The following is a 12621-nucleotide window of genomic DNA, read 5'->3' as shown; positions in this document are numbered from 1 at the left end:
AACAGGGCCGCGCGGCCGTCGGCGCGGCACAGATAACCTGCGCGAATGAAGCGGATTCAGCGGGCCGCTGGCGCGGTCGTCGGCTCAGCGGTGGGTGACGCCCTGGGCGGCCCCTTCGAGTTTGGCCCCCAGGGAGCGTTCTCCGCGCGGTTTCCCGCGCCTGGTGCCGGCGGCGAGATGTGCGGAGGCGGTGGCTGGGACCCCGGCGAGGCCACTGACGACACTCAGATGGCCATCCTGGTCGCGGAGTCGCTGCTGGAGCGGGGCGGACTGGATCTGTCGGACATCTTCGCCCGCTTCCAGCGGTGGGCAGCATCAGAACCGAAGGACATCGGCTTGCAGACCGAAGACGTCCTGACCAACGGCATGCCCTGGGACCTCGCCGCCGCGATCCATTTCCAGGTCAACCAACGTGCAGCGGGAAACGGCTCCTTGATGCGGGCCTCGACCTCCGCGGTCCACTTCGCTGCCGCCGGCCAAGAAGCCACTATGGACGCGGCCCGCCGCATCGCTGCCCTCACCCACGGTGACCGCGCAGCCTGGGAAGGCACCGCGATCTTCCACGAACTCATTCGCGTCACGCTCGAGGAGACCGACCCCCTCATCGTCCTCCCGGACATCCTGGCTCTTGTCCACCCCGACCACCGCGGCCGCTACGCCGCAGTCCTCGCACCCGACTGGCACCCCGATCAGGCGACCGAGTTCAACGGTGCCGTCTGGCCCTGCCTGGGCTCCGCCGTCTGGGCCCTGCGCTCCACCACCAGCTTCGAAGACGCGATACGCGCGGCGGTCGACCTCGGCGGTGACACGGACACCGTCGCCGCGGTGACCGGAGGCCTCGCGGGGGCGTACTACGGGCTGGATGCAATTCCCGCCCACTGGACCCAGCCGCTCCATGTCCCCCTCCCAGGATTCGATGGACGGGTGCTGCACCTGGCAGATCTGCTCCACCTTGCACACCGCCTCGCAGGCTGAACCGGGTCCCGCTCCGCGACGGCACCTTCTAGGAACTCCAGCCCTCAGCCGCAGTCACCTGACCAGCGGCTCCGCAAGGAGGGCAACTTGATCAGCTTCGACATCGAAGCAGAGCACCGATGGCCATAGGCACCCTCTGGATACATCAGCACCGGCTAGCCCAACCGCCGCCCGATCTCCCGCAAGAAGCCGCAGAACACATCGAGTCGCTCCTGCCCCTGCGAGCCTGTATCTGAACCTGAAAGGCGCAGGAGACTCCCGACTGGGCGTGTCAAGGTCCGGTCACGGCAATCGAGTTCCCGCGTTGCCTCCCGGTCCGCATCTGGCCAACGTTGCTGAGCCACGGCACGATTTAGGCCATGTGGTTCTTCCTGGTGCCTCTCATATTGATTCTCGCGCTCGCCTCCTGGATCGACTGGAGAGCACGACGACGCAGGAGTCGCATCCGCGACGGAACAGCCATGTGGCGCGATGTGCGGGATGCTCGCCGCGATGTGCGGGCTTGGGAGGCGGGATCTCTCGGGCACAGCGGCGAGGACACGTCATGGATGAAGAAGCGGGCACCGTGACAACCTGCTTCTCAACCTCGTGCCAGACGTCGCTTGCCCGATACCCCTACGCCAGCTACCCGCGCGCTGAGCCACACGGGCGGCGAATTGTCATACCGGACAGGGAGATCAACTGTCCGCCAGTGCGGACCTGAGCTGTCCGCTCACCCGGATGTCCCACTGTCCGTGGACGGGGCGGGGAGGGAATCCGATCCTGAAGCCTGTGGCGCGGGGCGTCGCAGCATCACTTCGGAGTGCTTGAGCCTTGGCCAGGGCGCTTCTGGTTCTCGATGTAGTCCTTGACCGCTTGGAGTGGTGCGCCGCCGCAGGATCCGGCGAAGTAGGAGCCGGACCAGAAGTCCGTGCATGGTGGCCCGGTTCACGCGGCCGGTGAACTCGGCGCGCAGGTAGCGCGAGGAGACGCCCTTGAGGCTGTTCACCAGGTTCGACAGGGCGACCTTCGGCGGATAGTGCACCAACAGGTGCACGTGGTCCTCTTCGCCGTTGAACGCACCGGCCGGTGGCCGGGAGCAATAGTCAATACCTGTGGATCAGGCTTGACCGCTGAGGCCTAGCTTTCTCTTGCCGTAGGGAGAGAAGACCGACGCCCAGCCGGTCCAGCCGGCGTGGACCTGAGCGATCTGGGAGGGCAGGGGCATGACCGGGAGCACATCTCTGCCCTTGGCCCAGTTGGTGAGCAGCCCCTCTGTGGTGTCCACGGCGGAGACGACCATGGTGACCTTCGCCTTGCCGTCGACCCAAGTCTCCCACAATGCCCACCCGTCGGGACGTACTTCCACTCCCAGCCGAGCGCAGGCATGCGGGTAGGTCTCGTCGGTGCCGACGGGCATGGCATCGGGGCGGATGACGGCCACGGCGGCGAGAGGAACCTGCTGGCGCTCTGCCTCTTCTTCCAGGCACCCGTCCAGTGGGAAGTGGTAGTGAAGCAGCGCCCGTCCCAGGGCGTTGATACTGCGTTGGAGCGGCCCCTCGCCTTTGCTGTCGTCCGCGTACCACTGCTCACCAGCCGCTGCGGAGGCTACTTCCTTGGCGAGCCGTTCGATCTCCCGCAAGTAATCGAGTTCAGAGAGCTCTGGCCTGGTCATGGGGGGCAGTTTCGCACTGCCGAGGCGGATCTGCGTACCTGATAATCGGCTGGTCACGCAGCCTGCTCCTGGCGCTCGACCAGGACGCCGTTCTCGAACCGGGCCCCGGCGCGGACGAGGGCGACCAGGTGGGCTCCGGTGATCGCACGCCATCGGTCCTGGGCGGACTCGACGAGCTTGAACACCATGGCCAGGGCTGCGGCTGGGCTGCCGGCGCCGCGGGTGACCTTGGTGCGGAGCTTGACGGTGGAGAACGTCGACTCGATCGGGTTGGTGGTGCGCAGGTGGATCCAGTGCTCGGCCGGGAAGTCGTAGAACGCCAGCAGCGCATCCCGGTCATCGGTGATCTTCGAGGTGGCCTTGGGCCACTTGGTGCCGTAGGTCTTCACGAACGCCTCGATGGCCTTCTCGGCGTGAGTACGGTCCTCGGCGTTGTAGATCTCCTGCAGGGCCTTTGTTGCGCCAGGTTGTGCGGACTTCGGCAGGGCGTTGGCGATATTCCTGGCTTTGTGGGCCCAGCAGCGCTGGTGGCGGGCGGCGGGGAAGACCTCGGCCAGGGCCTTCCACAGGCCCATCGCACCGTCGCCGACCACCAGCTCCGGGTCGCGCATGCCACGGCGGCGGCAGTCGCGCAGCAGGTCGGCCCACGACTCGGTGGACTCCCGCAGGCCTTCCGCGATCGCGATCAGTTCCTTCGTGCCGTCCACGCGCACCCCGAGCAGGACCAGCACGCACGAGCGCGCCTGCCCCAGCCTGACCTTGGGGTGCACGCCGTCGGCCCACACGTAGACGAAGTCGCGGTCGGACAGGTCCCGGGCCTGGAAGGCGGCGTGGTCATCGCTCCACTGTTTCGTCAGCCGGGTCACGGTCGCAGCCGACAGGCCGGCGGTGCCGCCCAGGAACTGCTCCAGCGCGGGCACGAAGTCGCCAGAGGACAGCCCGTGCAGGTAGAGCAGTGGCAGAACCTCGGAGATCTTCGGTGACTTGCGGCACCACGGCGGAAGGATCCTGGAGGAGAACCGCTGCCGTTCACCGGTGGCCTCGTCGATACGCCGGTCGTTGACCCGCGGGACGGTGACCTGAACCGGACCTGCCGCGGTAACCACGGTGCGGGGCTGGTGATGACCGTTGCGGACCACCAGCCGCCTGCCGGACCTGTCAGTCTCGGCGGCCAAGTCGGCTATGTACTGGTTGACTTCCGCTTCCAGCGCTGCGGCCAGCATACGGCGGGCGCCTTCGCGCACGATCTCGTCGATCAAGGAGCCGGACTCGGTGGTGCCGTCGGCATTCACTACGCTGAGCACTGGGCGTGCCTTCCCGACCCGCGCTGCAACGCGGGCCTACTCGGAGACCTTGAAGATCATTCGGGAAGGTACGCCCTCTGCGCGCCGTCCCGGAACCGATCCACAGGTCTTGAGCATTGCTCGGTGGCCGGCAAGGTCAAGATCATCAGCGTCAAGCGCGAGGGCCGTAAGTGGTTCGTCGTGCTGACCGCGGAACAGGCCGCACCCGAGCCTTCGCCCCCGACCGGCAGCGTGGTCGGTATCGACCTGGGCATAGCCAACTTCCTCGCCGACTCACATGGTCAGTTCGTGCCCAGCCCACGTCACGGCCGCAAGGCCACCGCGAAGCTCGAAGCCGCGCAGCAGGCGCTCAGCCGGTGCAAGCGCGGCAGCAAGCGCCGCCGCAAGGCCGTGGAGACAGTCGCCGCCCTGCATCGCAAGGTCCGCCGCCGGCGCCTCGACCACGCGCACAAAACCGCGCTCGACCTCGTACGCGAACACGACTTCATCGCGCACGAAGACCTCAAGATCCGCACCATGAGCCGGGCACCCGCACCGAAGCCCGACCCCGGCCGGCCTGGCAGCTTCCTGCCCAACAAAGCCGCGGGCAAAGCCGGGCTGAACCGATCGATCAACGATGCCGGTAGGGGGGTGTTCCTGACGATCCTGACCGCCAAGGCTGAAAGCGCCGGACGGGAAGTGATGGCCGTGGACCCCCGCAACACCTCCCGGCGGTGCCCCGCATGCGGCCACACCGCCAAGGAGAACCGGCCCACCCAGAAGGCGTTCCACTGCACCGTGTGCGGCCACACCGCGCATGCCGACACAGTGGGTGCCCTGAACGTTCTACGGGCCGGGCTGGCCCGTCGCGAAGCCCAACCGGCATAGCGAGAAGCCACCCCCTTCAGGGGGTGGAGGAGTCACCAGGTTGATCTTGCTGGTACGGCAGTAGATGGTCTCGGTACTGTCCAGGCGGCCGGTCTCGAAGTACTTGTTGGCCGCTTGGCCGCTTGGCCGCCGCGGCAGTAAGCGAAGTAATCGCAGTGCTTGCGGCAGTTGGTCACGCCCGCGAGGGCTTCGGCGACCCAGGGCACTTTGTGCGCTCGGGCCGCCAGGACGGCGAGCGGGGTGTCCAGGACGTTGCCTGCGGAGACCGGGCCATGGCGGGGCGAGCGGAAGCCCGCCGGCTCCGCGCCGATCGGGAGGAAGTCTCCGTCCCAAGCCACCAGGGGCAACGGCATCATCGAACGGTCAGCGCGCTGAGCCGCGGCGCCGGCCAGCTCCTCACGGATGTAGGTGTAGGCATGGTCGAGTTCCCTGACCCGGATGCGTGGATCGGCCTGCCAGCAGGCCGCAAGCTCCTGCCAGAACCCGACGACCCCGCCCTCCGCCTCCTGTCCACCCCCGTACACGCCCTTCTTTTCAGCCAGGTTCACCCCCAGGCTGTCGCAGCCCAACTCACAGGCGAACCGGTACAGAGCGGTGGCCGCCCCGGGAGCCACGTCGGCCACTACCGCGATCATGTTGAAGTCGATGCCGGCCCGGCGCAGCATCCCGATCGCGCTCACGACCCGGTCCAGACTCGGGTGTCCAGCCCAGTCCACCCGTGCGGCGTTCGCCTCACCCGGGCCGTCGACACTCACCGTCACCCGGACCGGGACCGTCGAGAACACCTCGCACCACGCCTCGTCGATGAGCGTGGCGTTGGTCTGCACCGCATGCGTTACCTCGTGCCCCTCGCCTGGCCCGAACGGTGCAACCAGAGAACGGAAATACGCCGGGCCCACGGCAAGCGGCTCACCGCCGTGCCACACCACGGCTACCGGGTGCTTCCCGGCCCATTCTCGACACCGGTCGCCACCGCCTGGGCGACCCCCACACTCATGCGCCGCGACACCTTTCGGTCCGGCAGATAGCAATAGGAGCAGTTGAGATTACACAGCGTCGTCGGCTGCATCAGCACCACCGACGGCACCTCCGCCAGCCGTGCCTCATCCGCCCGCATGCCGCTCGCATCAGCAGGCCCCGCCCCAAGAACCGTCACATCGCGAGCGTAGGTCCGGTGCACCGGGTGCCGCCCCGACCCGCCGCGCCCTTCACACCCGCCGTCACACTATGGCGGGTGCACGCCACAGGTCGATGGGGACCGGTCGCACCGCGCGGCCTTCGTCGTCCAGGATCCAGCCCATCCGTTTGAAGTTCGCCAGCGTGAGCGACCGGTCGGTCACCGTGATCTCCGGGAACCGTTCCACCAGGTACTCCTCCAAGCGTCGGCTGTCCGACACCGATCGCACCCAGCCGTTGACCACCAGGTTGTGTGCCGAGGAGATCGAGGCGCACATCCGAACCGACTGCACCCCGGACAGCCCGGAGCCCACTCGCGCCAATGCGGCCGACGGGACGTTCACGCGGTAGGTGGCGAACACCGGGTAGTTGGACCGCGAGTGCGCGATCTCGCACCGTGGAAGCAGCACGCCGGTGCGCAGTAGCCGCGTGGTGCGCCGCCGGGCGGTTGACTCGCTCATCCCCGTGAGCTGCGCCAGTTCCTGATAGCCGAGCCGTCCATCGCGGCCGAGCGCCAGTATCAGCGGGATGTCCTCCGCCGAGGGGGTGGGGTCGGACGCCTGGACCGCCAGGTCGTCGCGACCGTCGCGCATCACCTGCCGCTGGTTGAGGTCAAGGGCCCGCAGGTCCCAGCGGGAGCCCTCCGTGAGCAGCTCGGTGACGATCTGGCTGCGCGTGGCCAGCACCCCGTCCAACCGGCCGATCACCTCGGTGAGCAGCCGGGAGAGTGCCGCCAGGTCCGAGACCAGCACGGTGAGCAGAAGGTCCTGCCGCCCCGAGGTGTGCTCCACGCTGGCCACCTGTGGCTGCTCCACCAGCCCGGCCACCACCGCGGACAGCCGCGAGGGCACGCAGTCCACCTCGACGAATGCCACCACATGGTGCCGGGCGACGAAGTCGCCGCCGTACGCGGTCACCCAGGCCAGCCCGGTCTTCCGCAGCCGCTCCCAGCGCCGGGCGGCGGTGACCGGGCTGATGCCCAGTGCCCGGCCGACCAGTGCCCAGGAGGCCCGCGGGGCGGACTGCAGCGCGGTGACGAGCGCAAGGTCCGTCTCGTCCAGGTCGGCGGAAAACTTCATGCACGCCATCTGAACGCCGGTTTGCTGCGAAATCAAGACCTGAATGCCAGCGCGGTCCGATGCTGCTGCGATCCGATCCCGCCCCGCAAGCAACGCGGGCTGGAGCCCTTTCCGGAATCCGGAGCACGAACATGCCCCTTGCGCTGACACTTCTCGCGGTGCCCGTGGTGGCGCTGCTGGCGGCCGTCTGGCTGCCCTTCGCGAACGGTCCCCAGCTATGGCTGGGGTTGCCCTCGCTGCTGGTCTGGTCCGTCGGGTGGGTGCTCGCACTGACCCCCGCGCTGGCCTATGTGGAGCGCTGCCGCCTCAAGGCGGCCGCCGCACTGACCGGGGAGGAGCTCTGATGTCCGTCACCCTGTTCGTCTGCATCCTGGGCATGGTCGCCATCGGCGCCCTCGGCCTGCTCGGCCGCCGCCGGCCCGCTGCCAGCCTGGAGGAGTGGAGCGTCGGAGGACGTAACTTCGGTGCCTTCACGACCTGGCTGCTGCAGGCCGGCGAGATCTACACCACCTTCACCTTCCTCGGCCTCGCCGGACTCGCCTTCACCTCAGGTGTGGCCGTCACCTACGCGCTGCCCTACCTGCCGCTCGCCTATGTCGGCCTGTACGCCATCGCCCCCGTCATCTGGCGGATGGGACGCGACCGCGGCTATCTCACCCAGGGCGACTTCTTCGCCGACCGCTACGGAAGCCGGCTGTTCGGCGGGCTCACCTCTCTCCTCGGCGTCGTCTTCCTGCTGCCTTATCTGCAACTGCAGATCACCGGACTCGGCCTGGTCATCGAGCTGGCCACCGGCAACGAGGGCGCCGGCACCCCCGCCATGATCGCGGCTTCGGTGCTGGTGGCCGCCTTCGTGCTGTGGTCCGGCATCCAGGGCGTCGCCAAGGCGGCCTACCTCAAGGACGGCCTGATGGTCGTCGCGCTGCTGGTGCTGCTGGTGATGGTCCCCGCGCACTTCAACGGCGGCATCGGCCACCTCGGCGCCCAACTGCGCGACCACCACTCGGAGCTGCTGAGCGTGCCCGCCGCCGGGGCGCACGGACAGGTGTGGTTCTTCACCTCCATGCTCACCAGCCTCTTCAGCATCCTCTTCCTGACGATGCCGCAGAGCTGGCCCGCCCTGATGGCGGCCGGCAGCGAGCGGGCGCTGCGCCAGAACAGCATCTGGATGCCGGTGTACAGCGCCACCCAGGCCATCCCGATGATCGTCGGCTTCACCGCGCTGACCACGCTCAGTGGCGCGGCCTCGCCCGCAGCCAACGGCGTCCTGCTGCAGCTGGCCTCCGGCGCGATGCCCGACTGGCTGCTCGGTGTCATCGCGGTGGCCGCCGCCGCGACCGCCATGGTGCCCTCCGCGGGCATCGTGCTCGGCATGTCCACCCTGGTCGCCCGCAATGTGCTGCGCCCGCGCGACGCTCGCACCGGCCTGCTGGTCAACCACGGCACGGTCGTCATCGCCATCGCCCTCGCGCTGGTGCTCGCGATCACCCGCCCGGACGCACTGGCCAACCTGCTGCTGCTCACGTACAGCGGTCTGGGACAGATGGCACCCGCCACCGCCGCCGCACTCACCCGCCGCCCGCTGCTGCGCGCCTGGTCGGCCGCCGCCGGCATCGTCGCCGGCGAGGCGGTACTGATCTGGCTCACCTTCGGCAGCTCCTACCACGGCGCCATCAGCACCGGGCTGATCTCGCTTGCCGTCAACGTCGTGGTCGCGGTCGCCGTGGAGCTCGTGCTGCGGGCCTGCAGCGGTGCACCCGTACTCCAGGACGAGCCGTCCGCCCCCGCATCCACATCCGCATCCGCCGCAGTCTGAGGAGCCCGCCATGACGACACCGACCGCCTTTCCGCAATCCGCCCACCCGGCTTCGGCTGCCGCACCGTACCGGCCGGAGAAGGTACGGATCTTCCACGCCCGCGCGATCACCACCCTTGCCGGACCGCAGACCCAGGCCCTTGCCGTCCTGGCCGGCCGAATCGTTGCCACCGGTGGTGCGGCCGAACTGTCCGCGGCCTTCCCCGCCGCCGAGCGCATCGACCTCGGTGACGGCCATGTCGTACCCGGCTTCCACGACGCGCACTGTCACCCCTCCGGCCTCGCCGAGGCCAAGCTGCGTCTCCACCTGGGCAGCGGGGACACCTCCGTACCGCCGCGCGAGCGCATCACCGCCGCCGTCGCGGCCACCCCACCCGGCGGCTGGGTGACCGCCGAGGGCTATGACCCGCGCGCCGACCCCGAGGGCCGACTCGACCGTGCCGCCCTGGACGCCCTCGCCCCGGGCCGCCCGGTGGTGATCATCCACTTCTCCTACCACATGGCCATCGCCAACTCGCCCGCGCTGGAACTCGCCGGATTCCACGACCACGATCCCGCGCCGGCCGGCGGCGACCTGGGCCGGGACGCCACCGGGCGGCTGGACGGCTGGATGTACGAGCGGGCCTGGTTCGACCAGTGGTACCGGGCCGTCGGCGACCCCGAGTTCCTGCCCAGCCACAGCATCGAGGACCTCGTCGAGCCACTGGGAGAGGTCTGCGCCGAACTGCACGCCACCGGCATCACCTCCTGGTGCGACGCCCTGGTCACCCCCAAGGAGCTGCAGCTGTACCAGCTCGCGTCCGAGCGCGGACGGCTGACCGCCCGGGTCGGCATGCTGCTGTGGTACCGGTACCTCGACGAGTTGCGCCGGGCCGGGCTGCGCGCGGGTTTCGGCGACGAGTGGGTGCGGGTGGTCGGCGTCAAACTGATGGCCGACGGCGCGCTGGCGGGCGGTACCTGTCTGTGCAGCAGGCCGTACCGGGCGGAGACCGGCGGTGACAACGGCATCCAGGTGATGGGCGACGAGGAGCTGGCAGCCATGGTGGAGGCGGCGCACGCCGCCGGGCTCCGGGTCGGCGTCCATGCCAACGGCGACCTGGCGGTCGGCAAGGTGCTGGACGCCATCGAGCGGGCCCGCGCCCTGCACCCGCAGAACACGGTCAACCACCGGATCGAGCACTGCAGCCTGGTGGACGACACTCTGGTCGAACGGATCCGACGCAGCGGGGTCACCCCCGTCCCGTTCGGCGCCTTCGTCCACGGACATGGCGCCAAGCTCAGCGGCTACTACGGCGACGAGCGCGCCGAGCGGGCGTGTGCACACCGCACCCTGCTGGACGCCGGCATCACGGTCGCGGGATCCTCCGACTACCCGGCCGGGCCGCTCAACCCGCTGCTCGCCGTCCAGACCATGGTCACCCGGCGCACCGCCGAAGGCCGGGTACTCGGCGCCGACCAGCGGCTGACGGTCGCCCAGGCACTCGAGGTGTACACGGCCGGATCCGCGTACGCCACAGGCGAGTCCCACCTCAAGGGCCGCCTGGCGCCGGGGATGCTCGCCGACTTCGTGGTGCTGGGCGCCAGCCCGTTCGACACCGACCCGGACGGTATCTCCGAGATCCCCGTCCGCTCCACCTGGGTCGGCGGCCGCCAGATGTGGTCCGCCGATTCCTGAGGCCCGCTGCTCCTGGCCTTCACGAAGGGGCAACGTGGCTGTCACGCTGCCCCGGCTTCTCAAAGTCCCCTGCTCAAGAGAGCCAGGACCGCGAGCACTCGCCGATTGTCTTCGTCGGATGCGGCCAGCTCGAGTCCGGCCGACCGTTTGGCCGGTCTGCTGTGGGCTCAGCGCCTGCTCCACTCACTTGGCATCACCGGCTGGCAGGACGCTCTGCTCGGTGTCCTCAACGGCCGGCCCGATCCCACCGGCACCTACCTGACCGCCGCGCGCGAGGGCACGCTGAAGGTGCGCTGGCTGCGCCCGGACAGCGGGTTGTGTGCCTGGTGCTCGCGTGGGTGTCTGGGCTGTGGCTGTGGCTGTGGCTGTGGCTGTGGCTGTGGCTGTGGCGGTGGGCGGCGGGTGGTGGATGAGACGTGTGCTGCGGGCCAGCCCGCTCTGGGTCCGTGTCAGCGGTGCGGGCGTCGCCGGACTCTGGCCGCTGCCACGCAGTGGTGCCGGCCGTGCAGCGATCCCGCGAGTGCTGAGCCGACCCGGACTGCGGCGCGAGGAGTTGTGCTCGCTGCGGACCGATGATCTGGATCCGGCACACCGCACGCTGCGGACCCGGATGACGCGGTGAGATCCGGTCAGCATCGGAACCAGCGGGTCCCACGAGCGGGTCGAGGATGCGGAGCCGTGGATGTCGCCGTCGTCCAGCGACAGGGTCGAATTCTCGGTGGCCTTGGCGCCGCCATTCACGTGCGGTCCGCCGTCAGAAACAGTCATGAGCCCACCGGCGGATTGGATAAATGTTCCCCTCAGTCGGCTCACGAAGCATGGGACGGTGCGGACTTTCATGGGTGTGGCAGGGCCCGAGGCCAGGCCTCGGGCCCTGCCACATTCCGGACTCATGCGATCTTTCAGGCACTCTAACGACGCCCGGGTACGTTGGGTTGCCTGATCGCTGGGTCTTGCGTCAGTGGCGTGTGTAGGGGGCCACGAGCACCGCCGAGGCGAAGGCTCGCCGCTTGATCTCCTGCAGGGTCCGGGCAGGCGGCGTGCTGCCGTCGAAGGAGGTGGGGATCGGTTCGTGGAGCGCGTACAGCGTCAGCTGGTACCTGTGGGTGCTGCTGTGGGGTGGGCATGGTCCGTCGTAGGTGGCCTCCCCGAAGTCGTTGAGTGCCTCACGGGCGCCTGGGAGAAGGTGGTGGGCGCTGATTCCGTGGGCACTTGGGGGGATTCCGAGCTGGAGCCAGTGAGTCTTGTGGATATCGAGGTCGACCATGGTCAGGGCGAGTTCCCGTGTTCCGGTCGGCACGTTCGCGAAGTTCAGACCTGGCGAGTAATCCCTTGGATCGTCGCAGGTCATGAGCGAGGTGAACGCTCCGGTGCGGTCGAATCCCTGTCCCCGGGTGAGGGTGAGGGGTCCGGCGGGCGCAGTGGTGGTGCGCGTGGTGGCCGTGGAGGACGTGTGTGCGTCGGGGGCGGCTTCTGATGTGTCGGAGCAGGAGGCGCACGCCAGCAGTGCCGCCGTGGCCGCGACGGTTGTCAGGGTCGGGTGTCCTCGCATGCCGCTCACTGTAGAGAGGCGGGTGCGCAAGATGAGTCATCCACGCTGGTCCGCCCCCCCAGCGGCGTACGTGCGGCAGTCCCCGATCCATGTCGGGGACCGGTCTTACTCGATCCCTTGCGATGGGGGTTGCTGCCCGGCGTCGCGGATGGCACGGGCGGCGTTGATGAGTCCGATGTGGCTGAAGGCTTGGGGGTAGTTACCGAGGGCTTCGCCCGTGGCGGGGTCCGTCTCCTCGGCAAGCAGGCCGACGTCGTTGGCGTGTGCGAGAGCGGCCTGGAACACCTGCCGTGCACGGACGACATGACCGGTCAGGGCGAGAGCGTGGGCGAACCAGAAGGTGCAGAGCAGGAAGGCTCCTTCCGCTTCCTCGATCTCGTCGCCGAGGTAGCGGCGGACCAGGCCGTTGCGGTCGGTGAGCTGGGTGTCGACGGCGAGCACGGTGGACTGGACGCGAGGGTCCTGCGGAGGCAGGAAGCCGACGATGGGCAGCATCAGCGCCGAGGCGTCCAGTTCGTCACTG

General features: G+C 68.9%; 12 protein-coding genes and 3 pseudogenes. 6 read left to right on the top strand and 9 right to left on the bottom strand.

Annotated features, from left to right (window positions below; translation table 11 throughout):
• Nucleotides 1–45 precede the first annotated feature (45 nt).
• Nucleotides 46–975: an ADP-ribosylglycohydrolase family protein gene (locus AB0N06_RS30620; RefSeq protein WP_366137950.1), complete on the top strand. Its 930-nt coding sequence runs from the start codon at nt 46–48 to the stop codon at nt 973–975.
• Between the two features lie 792 nt (nt 976–1767).
• On the opposite strand, the pseudogene tnpA reads toward AB0N06_RS30620, so the two are convergent.
• From tnpA to AB0N06_RS30605, 3 genes and pseudogenes are all read right to left on the bottom strand, one after another.
• Nucleotides 1768–2029, bottom strand: a pseudogene (gene tnpA, locus AB0N06_RS30615) (IS200/IS605 family transposase); the annotation flags it as partial.
• Nucleotides 2030–2074: 45 nt separating this feature from the next.
• Nucleotides 2075–2629: a hypothetical protein gene (locus AB0N06_RS30610; RefSeq protein WP_366137949.1), complete on the bottom strand. Its 555-nt coding sequence runs from the start codon at nt 2627–2629 to the stop codon at nt 2075–2077.
• A gap of 53 nt (nt 2630–2682) precedes the next feature.
• A complete protein-coding gene (locus AB0N06_RS30605; protein WP_366137948.1) occupies nt 2683–3933 on the bottom strand; it encodes an IS256 family transposase in 1251 nt (416 codons plus the stop codon).
• Between the two features lie 111 nt (nt 3934–4044).
• Between AB0N06_RS30605 and AB0N06_RS30600 the strand changes: the two are divergent.
• Nucleotides 4045–4800: pseudogene (locus AB0N06_RS30600) on the top strand (transposase); the annotation flags it as partial.
• A 32-nt stretch (nt 4801–4832) separates the two neighbouring features.
• On the opposite strand, the gene AB0N06_RS30595 reads toward AB0N06_RS30600, so the two are convergent.
• From AB0N06_RS30595 to AB0N06_RS30585, 3 genes are all read right to left on the bottom strand, one after another.
• On the bottom strand, nt 4833–5627 hold the full coding sequence (locus tag AB0N06_RS30595) for a hypothetical protein (RefSeq protein WP_366137947.1): 795 nt from the start codon (nt 5625–5627) through the stop codon (nt 4833–4835).
• A gap of 104 nt (nt 5628–5731) precedes the next feature.
• The gene (locus tag AB0N06_RS30590) at nt 5732–5956 is read right to left on the bottom strand and encodes a hypothetical protein (protein WP_366137946.1); all 225 of its coding nucleotides are present in this window, start codon (nt 5954–5956) and stop codon (nt 5732–5734) included.
• A 64-nt stretch (nt 5957–6020) separates the two neighbouring features.
• Nucleotides 6021–7055 carry an AsnC family transcriptional regulator gene (locus tag AB0N06_RS30585; protein ID WP_366137945.1) on the bottom strand — a complete coding sequence of 345 codons (1035 nt, stop codon included), beginning with the start codon at nt 7053–7055 and terminating at the stop codon, nt 6021–6023.
• Between the two features lie 131 nt (nt 7056–7186).
• Here AB0N06_RS30585 and AB0N06_RS30580 point away from each other — a divergent pair, with 131 nt between their 5' ends.
• The 4 genes from AB0N06_RS30580 to AB0N06_RS30565 all read left to right on the top strand — a co-directional run bounded on the left by AB0N06_RS30580 (nt 7187) and on the right by AB0N06_RS30565 (nt 11168).
• A complete protein-coding gene (locus AB0N06_RS30580) occupies nt 7187–7399 on the top strand; it encodes a hypothetical protein (RefSeq protein WP_366137943.1) in 213 nt (70 codons plus the stop codon).
• The gene (locus tag AB0N06_RS30575) at nt 7399–8871 is read left to right on the top strand and encodes a sodium:solute symporter family protein (RefSeq protein ID WP_366137942.1); all 1473 of its coding nucleotides are present in this window, start codon (nt 7399–7401) and stop codon (nt 8869–8871) included. Before AB0N06_RS30580 ends, AB0N06_RS30575 begins: the two co-directional genes overlap by 1 nt.
• A 10-nt stretch (nt 8872–8881) precedes the next feature.
• Nucleotides 8882–10546 carry an amidohydrolase gene (locus AB0N06_RS30570; protein ID WP_366137941.1) on the top strand — a complete coding sequence of 555 codons (1665 nt, stop codon included), beginning with the start codon at nt 8882–8884 and terminating at the stop codon, nt 10544–10546.
• A 409-nt stretch (nt 10547–10955) separates the two neighbouring features.
• Entirely contained in the window at nt 10956–11168 is a 213-nt protein-coding gene (locus AB0N06_RS30565) for a hypothetical protein (protein ID WP_366137970.1), read from the top strand.
• Here the strand turns inward: AB0N06_RS30565 and AB0N06_RS30560 are convergent.
• The 3 genes and pseudogenes from AB0N06_RS30560 to AB0N06_RS30550 form a co-directional block, all read right to left on the bottom strand.
• A pseudogene (locus AB0N06_RS30560) lies at nt 11150–11314 on the bottom strand (alpha/beta hydrolase); the annotation flags it as partial. The gene AB0N06_RS30565 and the pseudogene AB0N06_RS30560 sit on opposite strands and share 19 nt — an antisense overlap.
• A 190-nt stretch (nt 11315–11504) precedes the next feature.
• On the bottom strand, nt 11505–12098 hold the full coding sequence (locus tag AB0N06_RS30555; protein WP_366137940.1) for a YbhB/YbcL family Raf kinase inhibitor-like protein: 594 nt from the start codon (nt 12096–12098) through the stop codon (nt 11505–11507).
• Between the two features lie 105 nt (nt 12099–12203).
• Nucleotides 12204–12621, bottom strand: a 418-nt coding sequence (locus tag AB0N06_RS30550; RefSeq protein ID WP_366137939.1) for a glycoside hydrolase family 15 protein, incomplete at its 5' end; no start/stop codon positions are given.

It is taken from the genome of Streptomyces sp. NPDC051020, assembly GCF_040683105.1.
GTDB lineage: Bacteria > Actinomycetota > Actinomycetes > Streptomycetales > Streptomycetaceae > Streptomyces.
The sequence above is the reverse complement of the archived record's forward strand: the minus strand, read 5'-3'. Positions and strand labels throughout refer to the sequence as shown.

Bases quoted from the DNA above. Each gene is read 5' to 3' on its own strand.
- AB0N06_RS30555 (WP_366137940.1), bottom strand. From the start codon at position 12,098: ATGCGAGGACACCCGACCCTGACAACCGTCGCGGCCACGGCGGCACTG.
- AB0N06_RS30585 (WP_366137945.1), bottom strand. From the start codon at position 7,055: ATGAAGTTTTCCGCCGACCTGGACGAGACGGACCTTGCGCTCGTCACC.
- AB0N06_RS30565 (WP_366137970.1), top strand. From the start codon at position 10,956: ATGAGACGTGTGCTGCGGGCCAGCCCGCTCTGGGTCCGTGTCAGCGGT.
- AB0N06_RS30575 (WP_366137942.1), top strand. From the start codon at position 7,399: ATGTCCGTCACCCTGTTCGTCTGCATCCTGGGCATGGTCGCCATCGGC.
- AB0N06_RS30580 (WP_366137943.1), top strand. From the start codon at position 7,187: ATGCCCCTTGCGCTGACACTTCTCGCGGTGCCCGTGGTGGCGCTGCTG.
- AB0N06_RS30610 (WP_366137949.1), bottom strand. From the start codon at position 2,629: ATGACCAGGCCAGAGCTCTCTGAACTCGATTACTTGCGGGAGATCGAA.
- AB0N06_RS30620 (WP_366137950.1), top strand. From the start codon at position 46: ATGAAGCGGATTCAGCGGGCCGCTGGCGCGGTCGTCGGCTCAGCGGTG.
- AB0N06_RS30570 (WP_366137941.1), top strand. From the start codon at position 8,882: ATGACGACACCGACCGCCTTTCCGCAATCCGCCCACCCGGCTTCGGCT.